Raw genomic sequence first — 23,409 nt, forward strand, 5'->3', positions numbered from 1 at the left:
CAAGATTTTACCAAACTTCCGCGGCAGGGATATCACATGAGCAAACTAGACCGGATAATCGCGACCAATTCGCGTGCATCTCACTCTCGCCGCAAGACCGGAGTGCTCAGCAGCCGCGCGCGAAAGCTACTGCTGACCCTGACGACATTGTTGGTATTGTGGATCTTCTATACCCAACCGCAGCTTCGTGAGGCGGTTGGGTCATTGTTGGGCGGCTGAACGCGCCCTGATCAGTTGATCGAAACGACCTCGATGTCGAAGATCAGATCCTGGCCCGCCAGCGGATGGTTTGCGTCCAGGGTCACGGTTTCTTCGTTGGCGTCCACCACCGTCACAGGCAACGCCTGACCATCGGGGGTCTGCATCTGCAGTTGGGTGCCGGGGTCCAGCGGAATGTCGTCCGGGATGCCTTCGCGCGGGACGTCTTGGCGCATCGCGGGGTTGATCGGCCCATAAGCGTCCTGGCAATCCACTTCGACCCGTTTCTTCTCGCCGATTTCCATGCCCGGCAGAGCGGCGTCCAGACCGGGAATGATCTGGCCGGACCCCACGGCGAACTCCAGCGGATCGCGTCCTTCCGAGCTGTCGAAAACGTTGCCGTCCCGCAAAGTTCCAGTGTAGTGAATGCGAACCGTGTCGCCTTGTTTGATTGCGGTCATAACTGTCTCCGGCCTGAGTTTAGAATGAGCGGTCAAACCTAGAGACTGACCCGCCAATGTAAACCCTTTTACGCTTTAACCCGCGCATGGCCTGTGCCAACCTGCCCCGGAAGATGGGGAGAGGCAGATGGCGATCACAACCTGCGTTTTCGATGCGTATGGAACCCTTTTCGACGTGGCCGCAGCCGCGCGTCAGGCGGCCGCCGAACCGGGCCAGGATGCGCTGCGTGACAAGTGGCCTGAACTGGCCAACCACTGGCGGCTGAAACAGCTGCAATACACGTGGCTGCGTGCAGTGGCCGACGCACATGCCGATTTCTGGGACGTGACGCAGGATGGCCTGGACTGGGCGCTCGAGGCGACGGGCCTGCAGGGGGATCCTGCGCTGCGGCAGAGACTGCTGGACCTGTATTGGGAACTGCAGGCCTATCCCGAGGTCCCCACCATGCTAAAGGCGCTCAAGGATGGCGGGATGCAGACCGCGATCCTGTCAAACGGATCGCCGCCCATGCTGGAAGGCGCGGTCAGGTCTGCGGGTATCGGCGGCGTATTGGACGACATTCTGTCAGTCGAAAGCGTCGGCGTCTTCAAACCGGATGCGAGGGTCTATGATCTTGTGTGCGACCGCTTCGGGTGCGAAAGATCGAACGTTCTGTTCGTCAGCTCGAATGGTTGGGACGCCGCCGGAGCCAGCGGGTACGGGTTCGTTACGGCCTGGGTCAACCGCGCCGGCGAGCCGATGGACCGATTGCCGTGGACCCCGGCGCATGTCCTGTTCGACCTGACCTTGATTCCGGAACTGGCGGGCGTTTGATGCCACAATTCACGACGTCTGACGGTCTGCGCCTGACCTACGAAGATACAGGCAGCGGCAAGCCGCTGCTGTGCCTTGCCGGCCTGACTAGAAACAGCCGGGATTTTTCCTTCTTCATGCCGCACGCCAACGGACTACGGCTCATTACGATGGACTATCGGGGGCGCGGCGACTCGGATTTTGATCTGGATTATCGCAACTATTCCGTTCCGCGCGAAGCGCAGGACGTGATCGAGTTGCTGGATCACCTCAAGCTCGATCGGGTCAGCATCCTTGGCACCTCGCGTGGCGGATTGATTGCCATGACACTCGCCGCAATTCGCCCCGAACGTCTGAGTGCCGTCATTCTGAATGATGTCGGCCCCGTAATCGAACCGTCGGCCATCGGGCGCATTATGGATTATGTCGGCAAGGCTCCTGCCGCAACAACGCTGGAACAGGCCGCTTTTGCGCTGAAACAGGCAATGGACCCGCAGTTTCCGGGCGTATCGATTGAAACCTGGAGAAAGCAGACCGCATTCCAATACGAAGAAACCGGCACCGGCCTGCGGTTGCGTTATGACCCCGCATTGAGAACCGCGTTGCAAGAACAGATTGCAGCGGGCCCGCCCGCTGATTTGTGGCCAGTGTTCGAAGCCCTGAACCCGCTTCCCACCGGAGTGATCCGTGGAGCGAACTCGGACTTGCTGAGCTCCGAGACCCTTGCAGAGATGCACCAGCGTCATGCGAGGTTGATTTCGGCCGAAGTGCCCGACCGGGGCCATGTTCCATTTCTGGACGAACCGCAGTCCCTAACCGTCATTCGCAAGGTACTGGATTTGATATGAGCACAATTGACCTGATCGAAGCCGCTGCCGTGCGCCTACACGGGCACGCGCGCGAAACCCCGATCCTCACATCGCCGTTTTTGGACGACCTTGCCGGGCGGCGCGTTCTGGTCAAGCCCGAGTGCCTTCAACATACCGGAAGCTTCAAGTTTCGCGGAGCGTGGTCTGCGATTTCCGCACTGGATGCCGAGGCTCGCAAACGCGGGGTCATCGCGTATTCATCAGGCAACCATGCGCAGGGCGTGGCGCATGCGGCTACACTTCATAGTGTTCAGTCCGTCATCATCATGCCGTCCGACGCACCGGCCCTGAAGATCAAAAACACTCGAGCTTTGGGCGCCGAGGTCATCCTTTATGATCGCGCCAATGAAAGCCGCGAAGAGATCGGCGAGGCGTTGTCCCGGGAGCGCGGTCTTACGTTGATCCGGCCGTATGACGAACCGCAGGTGATCGCCGGTCAGGGCACCGTCGGCCTCGAGGTGGCGCGGCAGGCGCGCGATCTCGGTGTGACCGACGCCGATGTTCTGGTATGCTGTGGTGGCGGTGGACTGACCTCAGGCGTGGCACTTGCCCTGGAAAAACATGCGCCAGGTCTCAGGGCGCGCCCCTGCGAACCCGAAGGATTCGACGATGTCAAAAGATCCCTGGCCTCGGGGTCCGTTCAGACCAACAACGCAGCCGCAGGTAATATCTGCGACGCGATCCTGACACCGCGGCCCGGTGATATCACCTTCCCGATCCTCCGTCGCCTCTGCGGACCGGGATTGGCGGTATCCGAAGACGAGGCTCTCCGCGCCATGGCCTTGGCGTTCCTGCGCCTCAAGGTCGTTCTGGAACCGGGCGGGGCAGTCTCGTTGGCGTCGGCGTTGTTCCGCAAGGACGATATCCAGGGCGACGCCGTTATCGTCGTGGCATCGGGCGGGAATGTCGATCCACAGGTCTTTGCCCGCGCGTTGGAATTCCTTACCTGACAACGGGTTAGGACAGATGCAATAAATCGCGGCGTAAACTGTCGGAATGATACCAGCAAAAAAGGCTGACCAGATGCACATCGCTGATTTCGGAGATGTTCAGATTCACTATCGCTTGGACGGTGACCCGGATGGCCCACCTTTGGTCTTTGCCAATTCGTTGGGCACCGACATGCGCTTGTGGGACCCCGTGCTACCTCTGCTTCCCAAAGGTCTGCGCATCATCCGTTATGACAAGCGCGGGCACGGCCTGTCCTCGCAACCGGATGGCCCCTATTCGATGGGAAGTCTGGTGCGCGATGCCGAGCGGCTTCTGGACTTTCTCGAGGTACGGGATTGCATCTTCGTCGGCCTGTCGATTGGCGGAATGATCGCGCAGGGGCTGGCCGTCAAGCGGATGGATCAGATCCGGGCGATGGTCCTGTCCAACACGGCCGCCAAAATAGGGACGCCCTCTATGTGGGCCGATCGGATGGCAGCCGTTCGTACAGGTGGGATCGAGGCGCTGGCCGAAGCAACCATGGAGCGCTGGTTTTCGAAAGCATTTCGGGAAACCCCCGATGTTGAGCTATGGCGCAATATGATGGTACGCCAACCGGTCCAGGGGTATCTGGGCTGCTGCTCCGCCATCTCGGGCACGGATTTCTATACGCCAACCAGCGGGCTCAGACTGCCGACGTTGGGAATTGCGGGCTCGGAAGATGGCTCGACCCCTCCCGATCTGGTGCGCGAAACCATCGACCTGATCCCCGGCTCCCGGTTCGAGCTGATCCGCAAGGCCGGGCACCTGCCCTGCGTCGAGCGGCCCGAGGTCTACGCAGAGTTGCTGAACGCTTTTCTGCGAGAAACCGGACATATTTGAAGGAGGTCACGGTGGCGGAATTTCTTCTTGTTCACGGGTCTTGCCACGGCGCATGGTGCTGGCGCGATCTGATACCGGTACTTGAGAATCTGGGGCATTCGGTCCGTGCGATCGATCTGCCCAGCCATGGTTCTGACCCGACCCCAGTGTCCGAGGTCACGCTCGAGATGTGCCGAGATGCGGTTTTGAATGCCACGACCCCGCAAACGATCCTTGTCGGCCATTCCTGGGGCGGCTACCCGATCAGTGCGGCCGCTGAATTCGCCCCAGACCGGATGCGGGCCCTGATCTATGTCTGCGCCTACGTGCCGGTCTCCGGGCTGTCGATGATCGAAATGCGCCGGCGTGCACCAAGACAGCTGATTGGCGATGCGGTCGAGAAATCGGCAGACGGACTGTCCTACAGCGTGTTGCCGGACCGGGTGCAATCCCTCTTCTACCACGACTGTCCGGCCGACGTTGTCACCTATGCCCTAGCCCGCCTGTGCCCGCAGGCGATCCGCCCGCAGGACACGCCGTTGGATCTGAGCGAGCGTTTTGACGGAATTCCCAAGGCCTATATCCGCACCATGGATGACCGGACGATTCCAACTGAATACCAGGAAGAGATGAGCCATTGCGCGCCGCCCGAATTGCGCCTGACGATCGACAGCTCCCATTCTCCATTCTTCTCGCATCCCGCGGATCTGGCCCGTCAATTGGACGCAATCGCCACCCGCGTCTGAGATCCGGCCGGGTCAAGGCTGACGTACCGTCGGTCGAGAATTTCGCCTCGATCACAAATGACCGGGTTACAACACGACAGGCGGGCGACTAAGGTCCTGCAAAATAAGTCATTCGTTCGGTTTCATGCGTCTTCCTTTTCTTTTCGTACTGGGCACTGTCATGATCGATGCCATGGGCATCGGACTGGTCATGCCGATCATGCCTCAGCTGATCGTCGAGGTTCAGGGCGGCTCTCTGGCATCGGCAGCCATTTGGGGAGGGATCCTCAGCACGGCCTTTGCCGCGATGCAATTCCTGTTCGGTCCGGTGCTGGGCAACCTGTCGGATGCTTACGGACGCCGCGCGGTCTTGCTGGCTTCTCTGTTTGTCATGAGCTTGGACTACGTGGTCATGGCCATGGCCGGCAGCATCTGGCTGCTGCTGATCGGCCGCATCGTGGGTGGCATCACCGCGGCGACCCACTCTACCGCAGCGGCCTTTATGGCGGACGTTTCGAAACCTCATGAAAAAGCCGCCAATTTCGGTCTCATCGGAGCGGCTTTTGGTGTAGGTTTTGTCCTCGGCCCTTTGATGGGAGGATTGCTGAGCGAATACGGAACCCGCGCCCCGTTCTGGGCGGCCGCCGGATTGTCATTTGCAAATTTCCTGCTGGGCCTCGCGGTCATGCCTGAGACGGTCACGGACAAAAACCGCCGCGGATTCCGCTGGCACCGCGCGCGTCCTGACAGCGCATTGCGTGCCATCGCCGCCCTGCCCGGCATCCGACCGTTGCTGTGGGTATACTTTTTGTACTCGGTATCGATCTACGTCTATCCCGCCATCTGGTCATACTTCACGACCGAGCGTTTCGGTTGGTCGCCGCAGATGATCGGGTTGTCACTTGCGGTCTACGGATTGGGAATGGCTGCGGTTCAGGGCGGCTTGATCCGCCCCGCCACCCGCCACTTGGGAGAGCGGACCACGATCGTTTGGGGCATGATCTTCGAGATCGTCAGCTTTCTGGCTCTGGGTTTTCTCACAAACGGCACGATTGCCTTGATGCTGATTCCGATCACCGCACTGGGCGCCGTCGTGACGCCAGCCCTTCAGGCACAGATGTCACGCGCAACGCCGGATTCGCAGCAGGGAGAGCTTCAGGGGGTTCTGGCCGCTCTCCACGCGCTGTCGATGGTGATCTCCCCGTTGGTTATGACCACCGTTTTCGCCCAATTCGCGCGGGTTGATGCAGCGTTCTACCTTCCAGGGGCCCCGTTCCTGTTGGCATTGCTGCTGATGCTGGCCGGATTCGTCCTGTTTCTGCGCGCACATCGCAGCGAAACGTAACAACGACACGGGAATGACGGTTTCAGCCTTGCGGACCGCAGGTTCCCGCGTCACCGTGGCCCAAACCAAACGAGGGATCCATGCAGACCATCAAAGCCGCCGTATGCCGCGCCTTCAACGAACCGCTTGTCATCGAAGACATCCAGATCGCGCCGCCCGGCATGGGCGAGGTCGAGGTCACGTTGGATGCGGTGGCGATCTGCCATTCCGACATCACCTATGCCAGCGGCGCTTGGGGCGGGTTTCTGCCCGCCGTCTACGGGCACGAGGCTGCCGGTGTGGTCTCGGCCGTCGGAGAAGCCAGCGGAGGGTTCAAGGTTGGCGATGCGGTCGTGGTGACCCTGATCCGCGCTTGCGGATCGTGCCCGTCCTGCGCCAGCGGCAAGCCGGTGATCTGCGAAACGCCCTATGACACCGTCAAGGGTCCGCTGCGCACGGCGGACGGTGGGCCGCTGGAACAAGCGATGGCCTGTGGTGCCTTTGCCGAAAAGGTCGTGGTCAGCCACCGCCAGATGGTCAAGATACCCGACGCGATGCCCAAGGACGTGGCCAGCCTGCTGTCCTGCGGGGTGATCACCGGCGTGGGGGCGGCGGTCAACGCCGCGCAGTTGCGCCCGGGTCAGGATGTCGTGGTCATCGGCGCCGGCGGGGTGGGCCTGAACGCCATCCAGGGCGCGCGGCTGGCCGGGGCCCGGAGGATCGTGGCCGTCGACATGACCGAGGAAAAGCTGGAAATCGCCAAGGAATTCGGCGCCACGCATGGGGTTCTGGCCACGCTGAAAGAACCGTGGAGAGCAGCCTACAAGGCCCTTGGCGGTCGCGGGGCCGATGCGGTTCTGATCACCGTCGGTGCGATCCCCGCCTATGATCAGGCGCCCCGCTATCTGGGTCGCGGTGGCAAGGCGGTGATGATCGGCATGCCGCATTCCGGCGCGCAATCCAGCTATGAGCCGGTCATTCTGGCGGCCCTGGGTCAGGGCATGGTCGGGTCGAAGATGGGCGACGTGGTGATCCAGCGCGATATTCCGTGGATGATCGATCTGTATGAACAGGGACGTCTGAAGCTGGACGAGCTGATCTCGGGTCGCTGGACGCTGGAACAGATCAACGAGGCCATCGAGGACACCAAGACCGGTTCGGCCAAGCGCAACGTGATCGTATTCGACCGGGGCTGACGGCCCCGGACCACCGGCGGGAGGAGACCGGATGAAACTGCAGGATCTCGACATCATCGTGACCGCTCCGCCCGCGCCGGGCTGGGGCGGGCGCTATTGGATTCTGGTGAAAGTCACCACCGATACCGGCATCACGGGCTGGGGCGAGTGTTATGCCTCCTCGGTGGGTCCCGAGGCGATGAAACACGTCATCCGTGACGTTTTCGACCGCCACATGGCTGGCGAAAACCCCGAGAATATCGAGCTGATGTTCCGCCGCGCCTATTCCAGCGGCTTCACCCAGCGCCCCGACTTGACCGTGATGGGCGCCTTCTCGGGGCTGGAAATCGCGTGTTGGGATATTCTGGGCAAGGACCGGGACCGCCCGGTATACGCTCTGATCGGCGGCCGGATGAACGACCGCATCCGCGCCTACACCTATCTCTACCCGCTGCCCCAACACAACTTGACCGATTTCTGGACCTCGCCCGAACAGGCCGGGGAAAGCGCCGCCGAAATGGTCCGGCGCGGCTTCACCGCGGTCAAGTTCGACCCCGCCGGCCCCTACACGATGCGTGGAGGGCATATGCCGGCCATGTCCGACATCTCGATGTCGGTGGCCTTCTGCAAGGCGATCCGTGACGCCGTGGGCGACAAGGCCGACCTGCTGTTCGGCACCCATGGCCAGTTCAACACCGCGGGCGCCATCCGTCTTGGGCAGGCAATCGAGCCTTATTCGCCGCTGTGGTTCGAAGAGCCCACCCCCCCGGACATGATCGAGGACATGGCGCGCGTCGCCCGCAACGTCCGCATCCCCGTGGCCACGGGCGAGCGGATGACCACCAAGGCCGAATTCGGCGCGGTTCTGCGCGCCGGCGCGGCCGAGATCCTGCAGCCCGCATTGGGGCGGGCCGGCGGAATCTGGGAGATGAAAAAGGTCGCCGCCATGGCCGAGGTCTTCAATGCGCAGATGGCGCCGCATCTCTATGCCGGGCCGGTGGAATGGGCCGCGAACATCCATCTCGCGGCCTCGATCCCGAACCTTTTGCTGCTCGAGACCATCGAAACGCCGTTTCATGACCAGCTGATAAAGGGCTCGATCCGGGTCGAGAACGGCTTTGTCGAGCCGCCTTCCGCCCCCGGCCTGGGCATCGAGGTCGACGAGGAACTGGCCCGTGCCCACCCCTATTCCGGCGACGGTCTGCACCTGCAGATGCAGGAAGACCCCTGCGACTATGTCAACGGCAATGCGTTTCAGGGCGGGGCCCCGGCAACCGAGGGATGACAATTTCCGACAAGTTGGTGCATACTGCGTCCACCCCTTATTTTCATCCCCAAGGTACCACGTGACTTTCACTGACGCCGAATTGACGACCCCACAATCCGAATTGCCCTCGGAAATGGAGGAAAGCGCCGCGCAAGCTGCGGCTTTCCTCAAGACGCTGGCGCATCAGGGCCGCTTGATGATCCTGTGCCATCTCGCGGCTGGAGAACGCTCGGTGGGCGAGCTTGAAGCCTTGCTCAAGTTGCGCCAGGCCGCTGTCAGCCAGATGCTGGCGCGTCTGCGAACCGAAGGCCTGGTTTCAACCCGCCGAGAGGGCAAGACGATCTACTATTCGCTGCGCGACGGCAAAGCCAAGCAAGTGATCGAGTTGATGCATTCCCTGTTCTGTAGCCCGGAGGCCTGAACCTGTCAGCGTGATACATAGCCTGCGATCACCTGCAACAGCTTGAACGCGGTCGCAGCATCGTTTTCGACCACGGCCAGGAACTCTTCCTCGCCGATACGCAGACAGGTCAGATCGGTTTCGGCTACCATGCTGAGCGCACGGGGCTCTTTGCGGATCAGGCCCAGTTCGCCTACCAAGGTACCGCTGCCGACGCGGGTCACCAGCCGATCCTCCTCGGGCGGCTGCGGCAGGTACAGGCCAGCTTCACCGTCGATGATCATGTAGGCACCATCGGTCGGCTGGTCATCCTTGAGGAACACGACTTCGCCGGCCTTTGCCTCGTACCAGCGCGCACCAAAGGCCAGCAGTCGAAGCTGACGACGATCCAGCCCCGAAAACAGCGGTGTCTGTTCCAAAGCACGCAGCTTTCGCGTGAGGTCCGCCGAGGCTGCACTGTCACCTTCAACATCCGACGGAACCTGATCGGACACTACGCGCCCCTGTCGGATCTCGACAAACATGTCGAAAGCGCCGGGGTTCTTGAACTGTTCGTTCAGGTAGATGATCGTGGCGTCCGGAAGCAGCTCTCGCAGGTTTCTGAACACAGCCACCTGCGTGTCCATGCCATAACTCGCCAGCGCGTTTTCCAGTATCAGGATATCCGGCTTCTTGATCGTCGCGCGGGTAAAGGCCAAAGGCTCGGCCAGCGCGGCCGGCAGGTTTTGCCCGCCCAGCGCGACCGGTACATCGTAGATCAGCTCAACCACCAGCGGACGGGCTCCGTTTTCGGTCAGCACGTCTGCGATCACTTTCCGAACCTCGTCCGACCGCGCGCCCCCGATCTGGCTGACCTTGCCGAACAGCGCATTCTCCATAACCGTCAATCCGGGCGCAAAGGTGGCCGGGTCCAGCGGCTCGAACACGTCGTTCAGGCGCTCCATCAACTTGTTGGAATGGCTGTGCCGCAGTTCGAGGATGCGGTTCTTGAGCTCTTCGGAAAAGGCCGGCCCAATCTGTTCGGCCGAGATCACGAAAGGCACGGCCAGCAGGCTGGCCAACTGGTCATCGTCCAACCCTGACGCGCCGGTTTCCCGGGTCTTTTCCACTAGGTCGACAGCGGCCTCATAGGTGGCGGCCTCGAGTCCCAGCTTGCGGAACAACGGGTGATCCGTCCCGTCCAGACCAAAGATCTGACGCAGCATTTCGATCACGTCACGTGTCAGGCCGACCAGTGTTTCATCCAGACCCAACTCGCGCAACTGCCCGAGGAAAACGGTCTGCCGGGCCAGCAACTCTTGCGTCACCTGCACGCGTGGCACAGCAAACAGCAGGTTTTCGGCAACGGGCAGTGCAGCGTTGTACGTCATGCGGTCGAAAATCAGGGCTTGCGACTCCAGACCGGCCTTTTTGACGGCGTCCTGCACCAAGGGCCGCAGCTCGATCAGCTTGGCAGCAAGGTCGGGGTGCTTTTCAGGATCGAAACCCAACTCGGCCCCGCGTTGGAACAAGATGGGCCCGGAGCCCAGTCCGTCGATCAGCTTCAACCACCAATCGCGCAGCTGCTCGGCCGTTTCGAACCCGGCCAGTGAAGGGTCCAGCCATGTGGCCCGGAAGGGATCGGGGCTGTTTCCCGCACGCAGCGTTTCAAGGTGGTCCGCGTCCTCCGGTGGAGCGGTCAGAGGCCTGAGCTGCATCGGCATCATCACGTTGCCGCCAACGGTTCCCTGGAACATCACCGGTCGCGATGTGGCATGACCGATCCGGGCCGCCACGACGGCCTGGTGCAGCGAGGACAGGTTAACACCCCTAATTTCGACCCGGCCCGAACTTGGCAGGATCTCCCGGGTCAATAGATCCGCCAAGGCCCGGCGGTCCTCTTCGCTGGGGGCGGCGATCCCTATGGTCTTACCGGCGGGGAAGGTCAGGTTCAGATCATCCAGAACCTGATTGCCATCCAGATCACGCACCGAGACTTGCTCCAACTCGATCGGGCCATTCAGGTGCGGTCGGCTGTCGGGCTCGCCTTCGAACAGGGTTTCATCCAGCATGCCGCTCGGGGCGAACCGTTCGATGACCACCTCCCAGCGCAGCGACATGTCCTGTGTCTGGTTGTAATAGGTCAGCAGCTCCTTCCAAGGCGAGCTGAGGTCCTTGTAGGCAGCGAGCGCTGCCACGAGAGCACCAAGCGAAACTGACCCCTGCAGAACCAGCAAACCACCGACCAGGTAGAACAGGAACGGAGTCAATTGAGAGATGAAGTTATTGATGAACTTCATGAAGAATTTTTTCTGGTAGATCTCGAACCGGATGCTGAACAGCCGGGACAGTTGATCTGAAATCAGCGCTCGGCGATGGCGCCAGCCGCCGTTCTGCCGCAGAGTTGCCGCGCCCGCTGCATTCTCGCCGATCTGCGCGGCCAGTACGCGCACCTCCTGGATCCGGCGCTTGTTCAACAGGTTGATCTGGCGCTGCAATCGCGGGATCAGCCAGGCCTGCAATGGGATCAGCGCGACAGCAGCCAACCCGAACCAGACGCTTTGCAGGAATAGAAAGGACAGGATTGTCAGCATCTGCCCCGCCTGAAGGACAGGCTGGCTGATTGCATCGCCCATCAGCCCGCCCATCGGCTCGCTTTCGGCGGTGATCATCGAGACCAGTTCGCCCTGACTGACGCGCTCGAAATAGGGTTGAGGAAACAAAAGTGCGCGGTTGATCAACTGGTATCGGAACCGGCGCAGCATTCGTTCGCTGAGAACGCCTTTCATCGTGTTGATGCGCATCTTCATCAAACCATGCGCCAACACCGCCGCCAAAAAGGCGAAGCACAAAATTACCAGAAACGTCGTCTGCGACAGACTGTATCCCCAGGCATCCACGATCTCGCTGGAGGCGCCGATTGCGTCGTTGATGATGCGTTTGGGCAATTCAAGCGTCAGGTACAGCAGTGGGAACAAAGTTGCCGTCACGGCCAGCAGAACAAGCTGATCACGCTTGGAATACTTCCAAATAAATCCAAAAATTGAACGTTCTATGGCCCCTGCCCCTACTGGTGACCCGAAACTGTTTTGCAGCGATCCTGCCGCGGTCAAAGCAGCACGACGGTACTGCAATCGCGCTTGGATAGGCAAATGGTTTCCAAGGCGAAAACTATTTCGACTTGTGTGAACTAGTTCATTTGCGATCCTGTCTCATAGCCCTTAGTCTGAAGGTCAGGACGATATCGGGAGGGTAGTTTTTGCCTGCTACACTTGGCACTGTGTTGCTTCTGCTGTGTGCACTGCAGATCAAACACATGTTTGCCGATTTCTACCTTCAAACGCCCAAGATGCTGTCTGGGCGGGGAGAGTACCTGCATGTCGGGCGCGCACAGCATGCTGCGGTGCATGTTGTGGGTTCAGTCGTGGTTTTCCTGATATTCGGCGCGCCGCTTTCATTCATTTTGATCATCGGTGCGCTTGAGTGGATCGTGCATTTCAATATCGATTTCGCCAAAGCCAGCTATTCCGACAAGAAACAATTGCAACCTGATCAGGCCGCCTTTTGGCGGGCCGCCGGTTTGGATCAATGCCTGCACAACCTCACTTACATCGCGATGGCCTGGGCCTGGGTTGAATTCGTCGCGCGCTAGTCAGAACTCGACCGAACGATTGCGTTTGACCGCGCGCAGTACCACATTCGTTTGCGCACTTGCCACGGCCGGCAAACGAAACAGAAACCTCTCCAAAAAGACGTTGTAGGCGGCAAGATCGGGAGACTGCACTCGCAGGTGATAGTCTGCCTGACCGGTCGTTGCGAAACATTCCTGAACTTCCTTGCAGGTTTCGATTGCCCGGATGAACTCCACGATCTTGTCGGGATCATGCCGCGTCAGATGCACATGTACGATCGCCTCGAACCCCAACCCCAGCGCGACCGGGTTCACAACTGCGCCGTAGCGTTCAATGATCCCGGCCTCTTCCAATGCGCGCACCCGTCTCCAAAGGGCCGAGGTCGACATACCGACCGCATCGGCAAGGTCCGCATTCGACACGCGGCTGTCCCTTTGTAGCAGGGTCAGAATCCGGCGATCCCTGTCGTCAAGCTGTATCATTTGGTATGTTCTTCCGTGTTGTTCGGGTTCTTTGGTTAATTTTATCGAAGTTGTACCAAATTTGCGGATCCATTGGCACAACATTTCGCAAATACCGAACTACAGTTGTTCAATCTCAAAGCCAATCCGGGTCCAAGCCATGAGCCGCCACGACAGCAGTCTTCGCACTTATCAACTCACAGACCGGTACGAACAGACCGAGGGTCGCGTGTTCCTGACCGGCACACAGGCGCTGGCGCGTATCCTGATGGATCAGGCGCGGCGCGATCGCGATGCCGGGCTGAACACGGGCGGGTTCGTCTCGGGCTATCGTGGATCGCCCTTGGGCGGGCTCGACCTGGAGCTGTGGCGCGCGCGTGAACGGCTGAAATCCGACCGCATCACGTTCATGCCCGCCGTGAACGAAGATCTGGGCGCAACCGCCGTTCTGGGCGCGCAGCAGGCGACGCTGGACCCGCACTGCGAATTCGAAGGCATCTTTTCGATGTGGTACGGCAAGGGGCCGGGCGTCGACCGCTCGGGCGATGCGCTGAAGCACGGCAATGCCTATGGCTCGGCACCCAAGGGCGGCGTGCTGGTCGTGGCCGGCGACGACCATGGCTGCGTCAGTTCCTCGATGCCGCACCAGTCCGACGTGGCCTTCATGGCGTGGTTCATGCCCACGCTGAACCCGGCCTCGGTCGAGGAATTCCTGGAATTCGGCGAATACGGCTTTGCGCTGTCGCGGTTTTCCGGCACCTGGGTGGGGTTCAAGGCGATCTCGGAAACCGTCGAAAGCGCCCGCTCGGTCGAGCTGCGCCCCGACCGACAGTTCATCCTGCCCGAGATCGACCTGCCCCCCGGCGGGTTGCATGTGCGCGCCGCCGACCTGCCCTCGCCCGAGATCGAGACCCGCATCCAGCACAAGCTGCGCGCCGTGCGCGCCTTTGCCGAAGCCAATCCGATCGACCAGCGCATCTATGACATCGACCACGCCAAGTTCGGCTTTGTCACCACCGGAAAGGCGCATCTGGACCTGATGGAGGCGCTGCGCCTGCTGGGACTGGACGAGGCCGCCTGCCGCCGTCTGGGCATCGACATCTACAAGGTCGGCATGGTCTGGCCGCTGGCCCGACGCAACGCGCTGCGCTTCGTGAAGGGCAAAGCCGAGGTTCTCGTGGTCGAGGAAAAGCGCGGCATCATCGAAAGCCAGTTCAAGGAATATTTCTATGACTGGCCCGGCGACAAGCCGCACAAGATGGTGGGCAAATACGACAGCCACGGCGAGCCGCTGATCCCCTGGACGGGTGAACTTAGCCCGCTGATGCTGGTGCCGATCGTGGCCGACCGCCTGCACCGGTTTTTCCCCGAAGAGGACCTGCCCGCCAAAGCCAAGGCGCTGACGGACCAGCCGCCGCAACTGATCAACGTGCCTGGTGCAACCCGCACGCCCTATTTCTGCTCGGGCTGTCCGCACAACACCTCGACCAAGGTGCCTGACGGCTCGATCGCGGCCAGCGGCATCGGCTGCCACGTCATGGCCTCGTGGATGGATCGCCACACCGTCGGCTATGCCCAGATGGGCGGCGAAGGCGTGCCGCATGTGGTGGCGTCCAAGTTCAACGGCGGCAAGCACATCTTCCAGAATCTCGGCGAGGGCACCTGGTATCACTCGGGCTCGCTGGCGATCCGGCAGGCGGTCGCGGCCGGGACCAACATCACCTACAAGATCCTCTACAACGACGCCGTGGCCATGACCGGCGGCCAGCCGGTGGACGGCCCGGTCAGCGTCGCCGGCATCGCCCAGACCTGCCGCGCCGAGGGCGTGGAGCGGATCGCCATCGTGTCTGACGACATCTCGAAGTTCCACCACGCGGATTTCCCGTCGGAAACCACGTTCCACAACCGGGCGGAGCTGGACACCCTGCAGCGCGAACTGCGCGAGATCCCGGGCGTGACCGTTCTGATCTACGAACAGACCTGCGCCACCGAAAAACGCCGCCGCCGCAAGCGCGGCACGATGGAGGACCCCAAGCGGTTCGTCTGGATCAACGATCTGGTCTGCGAAGGCTGTGGCGACTGCTCGGTCGAATCCAACTGCCTGAGCGTCGAGCCGCGCGAAACCCCGCTGGGCCGCAAGCGCAAGATCAATTTGAGCTCGTGCAACAAGGATTTCTCGTGCCTCAACGGATTCTGCCCCAGCTTCGTGACCATCGAAGGCGGCGAACGCCGCAAACGCATTACAAAGCTGGATCTGGGAACACTCGAGGACGGGCTCCCCGACACTACCCTGCCCCGCCTGGACAAACCGTTCGAGTTGCTGGTAACCGGCGTGGGCGGCACAGGCGTGGTGACGGTTGGTGCGCTGATCACGATGGCGGCCCATCTCGAAGGGAAAGGCGCCTCGGTCCTGGATTTCACAGGCTTTGCTCAGAAATTCGGAACCGTTCTCAGCTATATCCGTTTGGGAGACACTCCAAACGCGCTGAACCAGGTCCGCATTGATCAGGGCGCGGCCGATGCGGTGATTGGTTGCGACGTCGTCGTCAGTTCGGCCCCCAAAGCCTCGGCGCATTACCGCAAGGGTACGCGCGTGGTCCTGAACCGGGCTGAAATGCCGACCGGTGATATCGTTCTGCGCCGCGACGCTCAGTTGCAGGCAAATGCCCGTGAACAGGCCATTCAGAACGTGGTCGGGGCTGAAAACCTGTTCGGTTTCGACGCCAACGCGGTGGCGGAAACCCTGCTGGGTGATGCGGTGTTTGCCAATGTGATAATGCTGGGTTTTGCGTGGCAGCACGGTCTTGTGCCGGTATCGCATGTCGCGCTGGGTCAGGCGATTCTGCTGAATGGCGTCGCTGTCGAGAAGAACCGTCTGGCTTTTGCAATCGGGCGCAACATGGCAGTTCGTCCGGACGTTCTGGCGCTGCCTTCCGACGACGTTGGTTCAGAAGAAACACTGGATCAGATGATTGCGCGCCGTACCGCCTACCTGACCGAGTATCAAAGCGCGAAATACGCGCAGGCCTATGCCGATCGTATCGCCACCTTCCGCTCGGCTCTGCCGCAGGCTGACGAGACCCTGCTGCGCAGCGTCGCTCGCAACCTGTTCCGCTTCATGGCCTACAAGGATGAGTTCGAAGTCGCGCGGCTGATGACTTCGGACCATTTCGCGCAGGATCTGGCCAACCAGTTCGAGGGCGATTTTGCGGTCCGCTTCCATATGGCCCCGCCCCTGCTGAGCCGCAGAACGGACGTCCGGGGCCGACCGCTGAAAAAGGCGTTCGGACCTTGGATGCAGCCGGTTCTGCGGGGCCTGTCAAAGATGCGGGCGCTGCGCGGAACAGCTCTCAATCCGTTCGGCTATCACGCCGAAGCGCGCCTGCACCGCGATCTGCTGAATTGGTACCAAGGGCTATTGGACCTTGTTGCGGCCGAGTACGGCGATCGGGATGCCGAAACGTGGCAAAGCATCCTGGCCTGCGCTGACGAGATCCGCGGTTACGGCCCGGTTCGGATACAAGCGGCCGAGACCGCCAGACGAAAGGTCGATGACTTGTTGCGCGTGCCGCGCGCTCAGGCCGCCTGATCCAGCGCCGAGGCCTTGTAGGCCGCAAGCCAAGCCGCATCCAGCCGGTCGACAACGGCTGGATCGAACCGCTCTTCGACCTCCCAATACCGGCCGGATGGCACCACGTAACCTACCTCACACTCGGCTTGAAGCAGGGCATCGACGTGTTCGGTGCTCGGCAGGGCCTCGGAGGTCATTCCGGTATGCGAGACGGACGGATAGACCAGCCGGCTGGGGCCAGAGGACAACCGCACCATATTGCAATCCTGACGCGCCGCCAGCAGCGCCAGCCGTGCCGATTTCGCCTCGAGCGAGCGCAGGGTGACGTCGGCGCGCAAGGGATCGGCTGTTCCCTGGCCGTAGAAATGTGTGTTGCCCGAGCGCGGATAGACCATGTCGCAGCCAAAGAAGGCCATCACCGATGGTTTGAGAGCACCCAGCGCCCAGTACCCGGCGGTAAAGGCCATGGTGCCACCGGCATAGACGAAGCCGCCATACGCGTTCTGGATCGGAACATAATCCTGCGCCGTCACGATGCGCTGCGTCGCTGTCGGACAGTCGGGGCGGTTCTCAGCCGGAAAATCCTCGGGATGGATCAGGAAATCCCAATCTTCGCGGATGCGCCAGGCGTTGTTGATGGCCACGATATGAGTGAACGACCCACGCGCCCAATCCCGCGCCGCCAGCGCCGCAGGCGCACTTCCCAAGATCAGAACTCTGGTGTCATTCTCCGCCATCGCGCCCGCCCTTTCTCAGTGTTTCCCGAGAGCTAGCGCATTTGTCCGGCATGGCTAGCCAAGGACCGAAAAACTGCTCTCGGCGTTGATCGGGCGCCTGCGGGAGTAAAAGCCCGCGTCGATGGTGCGTTTGATATGGGGCAGCTCGAATTGCAGGGGCTGGGCGTCGTGATCCGCCCCGCCCTCGCAATACTCGACCAACGCGGCCATCATCTTGCCCGCGATCGGCGCGTTCTTGTACTGGTTCCCGCTGGTGCCGCAGGCCATGTAAAACCCTGGCAGGCTGGACTTGTCATAGATCGGGATCCAGTCGGTCGAAGCGTCGTACAGATCGACCACACCTCGCGTTCTGGACGGGATGCCCAGGCTGGGAACGCGCTGCGCGTATCGCATGGCCTGCGTCGTCCACTGGTCGGTGAAGTCGTGGTTGTAGCGGACATCGTCCTCGCACCACTGATGCGGGTCGCAGTCCGGGTCTTCCGAGCCGATCAGGATATGGTTGCCATGTTCCGGCCGGCAGTAGCAGGCGATATCGCCGTCCGATACGATGGTTTCCTGACGCTCGAAATCGAACCCTTCCGGCGCGGGAACGTGGACCACCTCCTGCCGCAGCGGGCGGGTTTCGATGGTCATGTCGTCCAGCACACCCGCCATGCGGTTGATGATCGACGATCCCGGCCCGGCCACGTTGATCACCACCGGCGCGTAAATCTCTTCGCCCGAGGCCAGCCTGACGCCTTTGACTCTGCCACCTTCCTGCAAGATTTCGACGACCTCGGCCCCGGTCCGCACCTGCGCGCCGCGCTGCGTGGCCGCTTGCATCAGGTTCTGCGCCGACAGGGCCGGGTCTGTGACATAGCCGGCCTTGGGCCAGAACACCGCCCCCTGCATCCTGCTGCCATTGGGCTGACCGAAGGCTGGGTCGTCCATCCGTTTGGCCGGGGCAAAACTGTCCAGCGAATAGATCGGCAGGCGGTTGAGTATCTGCTCGGTTGCCCATTCCTCGAACGGGCAATCCAACTCGGCGCTGTATTTCATGTGCTTTGACAGGTGGCCGTTGGCCTCGGTCTTCATGACAAGGCACCCAGTCTCGCGGAACTGCGCCAGATCGGCCCCGTTGGGCAGACCCAGATAGTCGGCCCAGTCGCGCCAGTAATGATAGCCCTCCCAAGCAAAGGCGGTGCCGTCGAAGGTGGAGTAATGCATCCGGATGATCGCGCAGGACCCGGCGGTCGAGCCATGCCCCACCTGCGCGTTGCGGTCCAGCGACAGAGTCTTCCAGCCGGCCTTGACCATCTCGAACGCGATGGCCGCGCCGATCACGCCGGTTCCGATGATGATTGCGTCAGGCTGGCTCATGGTCCGCTCCTCCCTCCCAACAGCGCTTGGCATAGGCGCTGAATTCCTCGATTTCCTCGGGACGCGGTTCGACCCCGGTAAAGACGTACAGGTAATGCGGCACCAGAGACAGGCGCGTGGCCAACGGCTCGTTCAACTGCGCCAGATCATAGCCGATCTGCATGTAGTACAGCACGCGCGCGCGGGTCTCGGCCTCGACCGCCTCATAGCCATGACGGGTGAACATGGCTCGCAGCGCGGCCAGGCGGCGCGCATCGGACTGGTCCAGCATCCGCCGCACCTTGCCCGACCGCCGAGCCCAGTCGCGCACGGCAAAGTCCAGCGCCGTGTCGAACAAGGCGGTGTTGACCACGCAGCGATGCACGTTGCAGACGGCGGCGGTGATGGTCTCGGCCGGCGCTTCGGCCTGCGCGATCAGGGCGGCGGTGTTGGTGGCCTGCCAGCGATCCAGCAGCGCATCCAGCAGGTGCTGCCGGGACTTGAAGTACCAGTAAAACGAGGACCGCGACACCGCCATGCGCTCGGCCAGGTTCAGCACCTTGACCTGCTCGACCCCGTCCGAGATCAGCACGTCCATCGCCACGTTCAGCCAGTCGTCGCGCGTGACCTTGACGTTGCCGACCAGAGGCTCGGCCTTGGGGTCGTCACGATGCAGGATGGGTTTGCTGTTCATCTCAACTCTCCGGCGGCGCGCCGCCCTCAGCGGTTCGAAGGGCGATGAAATCACGCATGGCGTCCAGCCCGGGCTGGCCCTGCGCGGGTGGTTCGAAATTGTTCAGAATGTCCCGCCAGACCGCGGTGGCCCGATGGTTCGCATCGAGCGATCCGCGTTCGGTCCAAGTGCCGAAATTGGCATAGTCATGCAGGTGCGGTTCGTAGAACTCGGTAGTGTAGCGCTCCATCGTCTGGCTGGCGGCGAAGAAATGGCTGCCGGGCTCGACCTCGCGCAACGCAGTGTCAAACCCGATCTCGGCCGAACCCGCCTGAGCCCCTGCGCACAGCTCGGCTACCATGTTCAGCACCTCGGCATCGCAGACCAGCTTTTCGAAGGACACGGTCAGCCCCCCTTCCAGCCACCCGGCCGAATGGATGATCACCGTGGCCCCCGCCATCAGGCAACCCCACAGCCCGAACTGATTTTCATTGGCGGCCTGCACGTCATTGGCGTTCGAGGCCGACCCGGCCGCCGACCGCCACGGCAGGCCCAGATGCCGCGCCAGTTGCCCCGCCGCCAGCGAGGCCTGGAAATGCGAGGGCGTGCCAAAGGCCGGGGCGCCGGATTTCATGTCCACGTTGCTGGTGAAGGTGCCATAGCAGACCGGCGCGCCGGGTTTTGCCAGTTGGGTCAGCGTCAGGGCCGCCAGCGCCTCGGCATGGGAGAGGGTGATCGCGCCCGCGACCGTGATCGGCGCCATCGCCCCCATCAGCGTGAACGGCGTGATGATCGACATCTGCCCGTGACGGGCAAAGTCGATCAGCCCCTGCGCCATCGGAATGTCCAGCGTGCGCGGGCTGTTGGTGTTGATGATCGTGTAGCAATGCGGCCGGGCGCGGAACTCGTTGTCGGACAGGCCTCGCGCGACGGCCAGCATCTGGAAACAGTCCATCACCTGCGGCGTCCCGCGCGAGAAGAAGAACGGGAACTTGTCGGTCAACTCCACCTGCGCCTGCGTGGTGAAATAGTGGCGCAGGTGTGTGGGCACGTCCTGCGGCTCGACCTGCGGCGAGATCATCTGGAACACGTCGAAATGATGGGTGAGCTTCAGGAACTCGAGGTAATCCTGCCCGCTGGCCGGGCGGCGGCCGCGCTCCAGATCGGTGGCATTGGGCGCCCCTGCGCCGGGCTGGAACACAAGACTGCCCAGCTCCAGCGTGAAGTCGCGATGCCGCGCCCCGGCCCGGCAGTCGATGGATTTCGGGGCCGAGGATACCGCGGCCTCGACCAGATCACGACCGATGAACACCATCTCGCTGTTTTCATCCACCCGCGCGCCCGCGGCGGCAAACAGGCGCCGCGCCTCGGGCAGCAGAACGTTGACGCCCAGTTCCTCCAGCGTGCGCATAGCAGTTTCGTGCATGTCGGCGATTTGATCGGCGGGAAAGACCTCCATCACCGGAAACGGGTTGCGCAACTGGCGATAGTTCACATCACGGCTCGCGGGCGCGGCCTCCGCGCCCCGGCCCCGCCGACGGCGATCCCTGCCCCGCGCCGCCATGATCAGCCCCGCATCGCCTTGCCCTCGGGATCATATGGCGACGGCGCGATTACCCGCGCGGGCCGCTCGACCCCGACCACGTGCACCGACAGCTCGGTGCCCGGCTGCGCCTTGTCGCGGTCCACCAGCGCCATGGCCAGCGACTTGCCGATGTAATGGCCATACCCGCCCGAGGTCACGAAACCCACGCGCTTGTCACCAGCCCAGACGGGTTCATACCCGCTGGCGTCGGCATCCAGCGCGTCCACCTCGAGCGTGACTTGAACCTGCGCCGGGCCGGTGCCCTCACGCTCGGCCAGTGCCGCGTCCTTGCCCACGAAGTCCTTGTCCCAGTCGATCCAGCGGTCCATTCCGGTCATGCCGGGGGTGTAGGCCTGGGTGAATTCGGCCGACCAGATGCCAAAGCTCTTCTCAAGCCGCGTGGACAGCATCGCGTTGAAGCCGCATTCGCGGATGCCTTCGCTGGCTCCGGCCTCGAGCAGCGCGCGGCGCAGGGCGATGTGGTCGCCATACCGGCAGTTGATCTCATAACCTTTTTCGCCAGTGACCGACATGCGGGCCACCCGGGCGCGCACGAGGCCGATGTCGTAGTCACCGCAGCCCATGAATTTCAGGGTTGAGATATCCTGTTCGGCCAGTTTCTCGACCACCGCCTGTGATTTCGGGCCAACCACGGCAAAGCCGCAGACCTCTTCGCCGAGGTTGCGCACCTGTACGCCATCGATCATGTGATCGTCGAACCAGCGCATGTGCCAGGCCCGCAGGTAATAGCTGCCCATGATCCACCAGGTGCCGTCGCCCCAGTTCAGCACCGTCAGGTCGCCCTTGAGCCGCCCGTTCTCGCCCAGCATCGGCGCCAGTTTCGCGCGGCCCGGTCCCGGCAGTTTCGAGGCCATCACCTTGTTGAGCCAGATTTCCGCATTGGGCCCCGAAACCTCGAACCGTGAGAACCCGGTGATGTCCATCAGGCCCACGCCTTCGCGGATCGTGCGGCATTCCTCGGCCACGATGTCGAAGGCGTTCGAGCGTTTCAGGGTCGGCGTTTCCTCGAACCCCTTGGGCGCGAAATAAAGCGGCACCTCGAGATCCCAGCTGACGCCCCATTTGCAACCCGCCTCGGTCATCGCGTCATGGGCCGGCGACATTTTCAACGGGCGTCCGGCGGGCAGTTGCTCGTTCGGATAGGTCATCACGAAACGGCGGGAATAGAACTGGCCCGTCGTCTCGCGGATATAGCGCTTGTTCTGGGCAAAATCGCCATAGCGTGCCACGTCCATCGGCCAGGCGTCGGCCTCGGGCTCACCATGGATCATCCATTCGGCCAGTGTCTTGCCCACGCCGCCGCCTTGAAGGAACCCGGCCATCACCGCGCATGCGGTCCAATAGCCCCGTTTGCCCGGCACCGGACCGACCAGAGGGTTGCCGTCCGGCGAGAAGGTGAAGGCGCCGTTCACCCATGTCTTGATGCCCACGTTCTGGATCGCCGGATAGCGTTCGAACCCCAGCATCAGTTCGTTCTCGATGCGGTCCAGCTGTTCCTGAAACAGCTCCTCGCCATAGTTCCACGGCGCACCGTCCATGGCCCAGTGCTCGTGATCGACCTCGTAGATGCCGACCAGAACACCTTTCTGGTCCTGCCGCATATAGGTGAAGCCCTCGAGATCCACGGTCATCGGCATCTCGAAATCGGCCGCCGCGACCTCGGGCACCGTGTCGGTGATCAGGTAATGGTGCTTCAGCGGAGAGACCGGCAGTTCGACCCCTGCCATGCGCCCCACCTGCTTGGCCCACAGGCCGGCAGCGTTGACCACATGTTCGCAGGTGATCGTGCCCCGGTCGGTCAACACCTGCCAGCCATCGGCGGTCTGGATCAGTTCCTCGACCTTGGTTTCCTCGTAGTATTCCGCCCCGCGCTTTTTGGCTGCGGTGGCATAAGCCTGCACGGTGCCCGTGGTATCAATATAGCCTTCGCGGTCGGCCCACATCGCGCCCAGAATGCCGTCGGTGGACATGATCGGGCAACGTTTCTGCGCCTCTTCCGGGCTCAGCAATTCGCAATCGTCTATGCCGATGGACTGGAAGATGCGGTAATTCGCCTGCAACCACTCCCACCGTTCGGGGGTTCCGGCCAATGTCAGACCACCGGTCATGTGCAGGCCGATATTCTGACCCGATTCCTTCTCGATCTCGCTCAGAAGGTCGATCGTATAGGCCTGCAGCGCCGCCATGTTCGGATCGGCGTTCAGCGCGTGGATGCCCCCCGCCGCATGCCATGACGACCCCGACGCCAGACGCCGGCGTTCCAGCATGACCACATCCGACCAGCCGAACTTGGCCAGATGATACAGAACCGAGGCGCCGACGACGCCGCCCCCGATGACCACAACGCGATACTGCGACTTCATCCCGACCTCCCCTGGACGATTCCCAAAGGACGCTAGGGGCACTGTT

20 protein-coding genes are annotated in these 23,409 nt (G+C 62.1%); 12 read left to right on the forward strand and 8 right to left on the reverse strand.

The features are described from left to right. The first annotated feature begins 36 nt into the window (after window positions 1-36). Window positions 37-219 carry a hypothetical protein gene (locus tag ACR3EL_RS13220; RefSeq protein WP_480721896.1) on the forward strand — a complete coding sequence of 61 codons (183 nt, stop codon included), beginning with the start codon at window positions 37-39 and terminating at the stop codon, window positions 217-219. 11 nt (window positions 220-230) lie between these two features. Here the strand turns inward: ACR3EL_RS13220 and ACR3EL_RS13225 are convergent, their stop codons facing one another. After that, complete coding sequence (locus ACR3EL_RS13225) at window positions 231-659, reverse strand: FKBP-type peptidyl-prolyl cis-trans isomerase (protein ID WP_170339858.1); 429 nt, start codon at window positions 657-659, stop codon at window positions 231-233. Window positions 660-786: 127 nt separating this feature from the next. On the opposite strand from ACR3EL_RS13225, the gene ACR3EL_RS13230 reads away from it, so the two are divergent. The 9 genes from ACR3EL_RS13230 to ACR3EL_RS13270 all read left to right on the forward strand — a co-directional run bounded on the left by ACR3EL_RS13230 (window position 787) and on the right by ACR3EL_RS13270 (window position 9,024). Next, window positions 787-1,473 carry a haloacid dehalogenase type II gene (locus ACR3EL_RS13230; RefSeq protein WP_480721899.1) on the forward strand — a complete coding sequence of 229 codons (687 nt, stop codon included), beginning with the start codon at window positions 787-789 and terminating at the stop codon, window positions 1,471-1,473. Then, complete coding sequence (locus ACR3EL_RS13235; protein ID WP_480721900.1) at window positions 1,473-2,300, forward strand: alpha/beta fold hydrolase; 828 nt, start codon at window positions 1,473-1,475, stop codon at window positions 2,298-2,300. Before ACR3EL_RS13230 ends, ACR3EL_RS13235 begins: the two co-directional genes overlap by 1 nt. Beyond that, window positions 2,297-3,271 carry a threonine ammonia-lyase gene (locus ACR3EL_RS13240; protein WP_170339852.1) on the forward strand — a complete coding sequence of 325 codons (975 nt, stop codon included), beginning with the start codon at window positions 2,297-2,299 and terminating at the stop codon, window positions 3,269-3,271. The genes ACR3EL_RS13235 and ACR3EL_RS13240 overlap by 4 nt, the downstream gene beginning before the upstream one ends. A 73-nt stretch (window positions 3,272-3,344) precedes the next feature. Then, the gene (gene pcaD, locus ACR3EL_RS13245) at window positions 3,345-4,133 is read left to right on the forward strand and encodes a 3-oxoadipate enol-lactonase (protein ID WP_170339850.1); all 789 of its coding nucleotides are present in this window, start codon (window positions 3,345-3,347) and stop codon (window positions 4,131-4,133) included. Window positions 4,134-4,144: 11 nt separating this feature from the next. After that, the gene (locus ACR3EL_RS13250; RefSeq protein ID WP_170339849.1) at window positions 4,145-4,858 is read left to right on the forward strand and encodes an alpha/beta fold hydrolase; all 714 of its coding nucleotides are present in this window, start codon (window positions 4,145-4,147) and stop codon (window positions 4,856-4,858) included. A 124-nt stretch (window positions 4,859-4,982) separates the two neighbouring features. Further along, on the forward strand, window positions 4,983-6,182 hold the full coding sequence (locus ACR3EL_RS13255; protein WP_170339847.1) for a TCR/Tet family MFS transporter: 1,200 nt from the start codon (window positions 4,983-4,985) through the stop codon (window positions 6,180-6,182). Window positions 6,183-6,262: 80 nt separating this feature from the next. Continuing rightward, a complete protein-coding gene (locus tag ACR3EL_RS13260) occupies window positions 6,263-7,357 on the forward strand; it encodes a Zn-dependent alcohol dehydrogenase (protein WP_170339845.1) in 1,095 nt (364 codons plus the stop codon). Window positions 7,358-7,388: 31 nt separating this feature from the next. Then, window positions 7,389-8,621: a mandelate racemase/muconate lactonizing enzyme family protein gene (locus ACR3EL_RS13265; RefSeq protein ID WP_170339844.1), complete on the forward strand. Its 1,233-nt coding sequence runs from the start codon at window positions 7,389-7,391 to the stop codon at window positions 8,619-8,621. Window positions 8,622-8,736: 115 nt separating this feature from the next. Then, entirely contained in the window at window positions 8,737-9,024 is a 288-nt protein-coding gene (locus tag ACR3EL_RS13270; protein WP_170370451.1) for an ArsR/SmtB family transcription factor, read from the forward strand. 5 nt (window positions 9,025-9,029) lie between these two features. Here the strand turns inward: ACR3EL_RS13270 and ACR3EL_RS13275 are convergent, their stop codons facing one another. After that, the gene (locus ACR3EL_RS13275; RefSeq protein ID WP_170340530.1) at window positions 9,030-12,026 is read right to left on the reverse strand and encodes a cyclic nucleotide-binding domain-containing protein; all 2,997 of its coding nucleotides are present in this window, start codon (window positions 12,024-12,026) and stop codon (window positions 9,030-9,032) included. Window positions 12,027-12,241: 215 nt separating this feature from the next. Between ACR3EL_RS13275 and ACR3EL_RS13280 the strand changes: the two genes are divergently transcribed. After that, window positions 12,242-12,634: a DUF3307 domain-containing protein gene (locus ACR3EL_RS13280; protein WP_093964572.1), complete on the forward strand. Its 393-nt coding sequence runs from the start codon at window positions 12,242-12,244 to the stop codon at window positions 12,632-12,634. On the opposite strand, the gene ACR3EL_RS13285 is transcribed toward ACR3EL_RS13280, so the two are convergent. Next, window positions 12,635-13,096, reverse strand: coding sequence for an Lrp/AsnC family transcriptional regulator (locus ACR3EL_RS13285; RefSeq protein ID WP_170339842.1), 462 nt, complete (start codon window positions 13,094-13,096; stop codon window positions 12,635-12,637). A 139-nt stretch (window positions 13,097-13,235) separates the two neighbouring features. Here ACR3EL_RS13285 and ACR3EL_RS13290 point away from each other — a divergent pair, with 139 nt between their 5' ends. Then, the gene (locus ACR3EL_RS13290) at window positions 13,236-16,664 is read left to right on the forward strand and encodes an indolepyruvate ferredoxin oxidoreductase family protein (protein ID WP_170339840.1); all 3,429 of its coding nucleotides are present in this window, start codon (window positions 13,236-13,238) and stop codon (window positions 16,662-16,664) included. Here the strand turns inward: ACR3EL_RS13290 and ACR3EL_RS13295 are convergent. From ACR3EL_RS13295 to ACR3EL_RS13315, 5 genes are read right to left on the reverse strand one after another with little or no spacing between them, the layout of a single operon-like run. Continuing rightward, window positions 16,652-17,383: a hypothetical protein gene (locus tag ACR3EL_RS13295; protein ID WP_170339839.1), complete on the reverse strand. Its 732-nt coding sequence runs from the start codon at window positions 17,381-17,383 to the stop codon at window positions 16,652-16,654. The genes ACR3EL_RS13290 and ACR3EL_RS13295 overlap by 13 nt on opposite strands. A gap of 54 nt (window positions 17,384-17,437) precedes the next feature. Continuing rightward, complete coding sequence (locus ACR3EL_RS13300; protein WP_170339838.1) at window positions 17,438-18,742, reverse strand: NAD(P)/FAD-dependent oxidoreductase; 1,305 nt, start codon at window positions 18,740-18,742, stop codon at window positions 17,438-17,440. Continuing rightward, a complete protein-coding gene (locus ACR3EL_RS13305; protein ID WP_170339836.1) occupies window positions 18,729-19,415 on the reverse strand; it encodes a TetR/AcrR family transcriptional regulator in 687 nt (228 codons plus the stop codon). The genes ACR3EL_RS13300 and ACR3EL_RS13305 overlap by 14 nt, the downstream gene beginning before the upstream one ends. Before the next feature lies 1 nt (window position 19,416). Continuing rightward, window positions 19,417-20,958 carry a trimethylamine methyltransferase family protein gene (locus tag ACR3EL_RS13310; RefSeq protein WP_170339834.1) on the reverse strand — a complete coding sequence of 514 codons (1,542 nt, stop codon included), beginning with the start codon at window positions 20,956-20,958 and terminating at the stop codon, window positions 19,417-19,419. Window positions 20,959-20,960: 2 nt separating this feature from the next. Further along, entirely contained in the window at window positions 20,961-23,363 is a 2,403-nt protein-coding gene (locus ACR3EL_RS13315) for a GcvT family protein (protein ID WP_480721904.1), read from the reverse strand. Between the last annotated feature and the right edge of the window lie 46 nt (window positions 23,364-23,409).

It is taken from the genome of Ruegeria sp. BJ3, assembly GCF_056535665.1.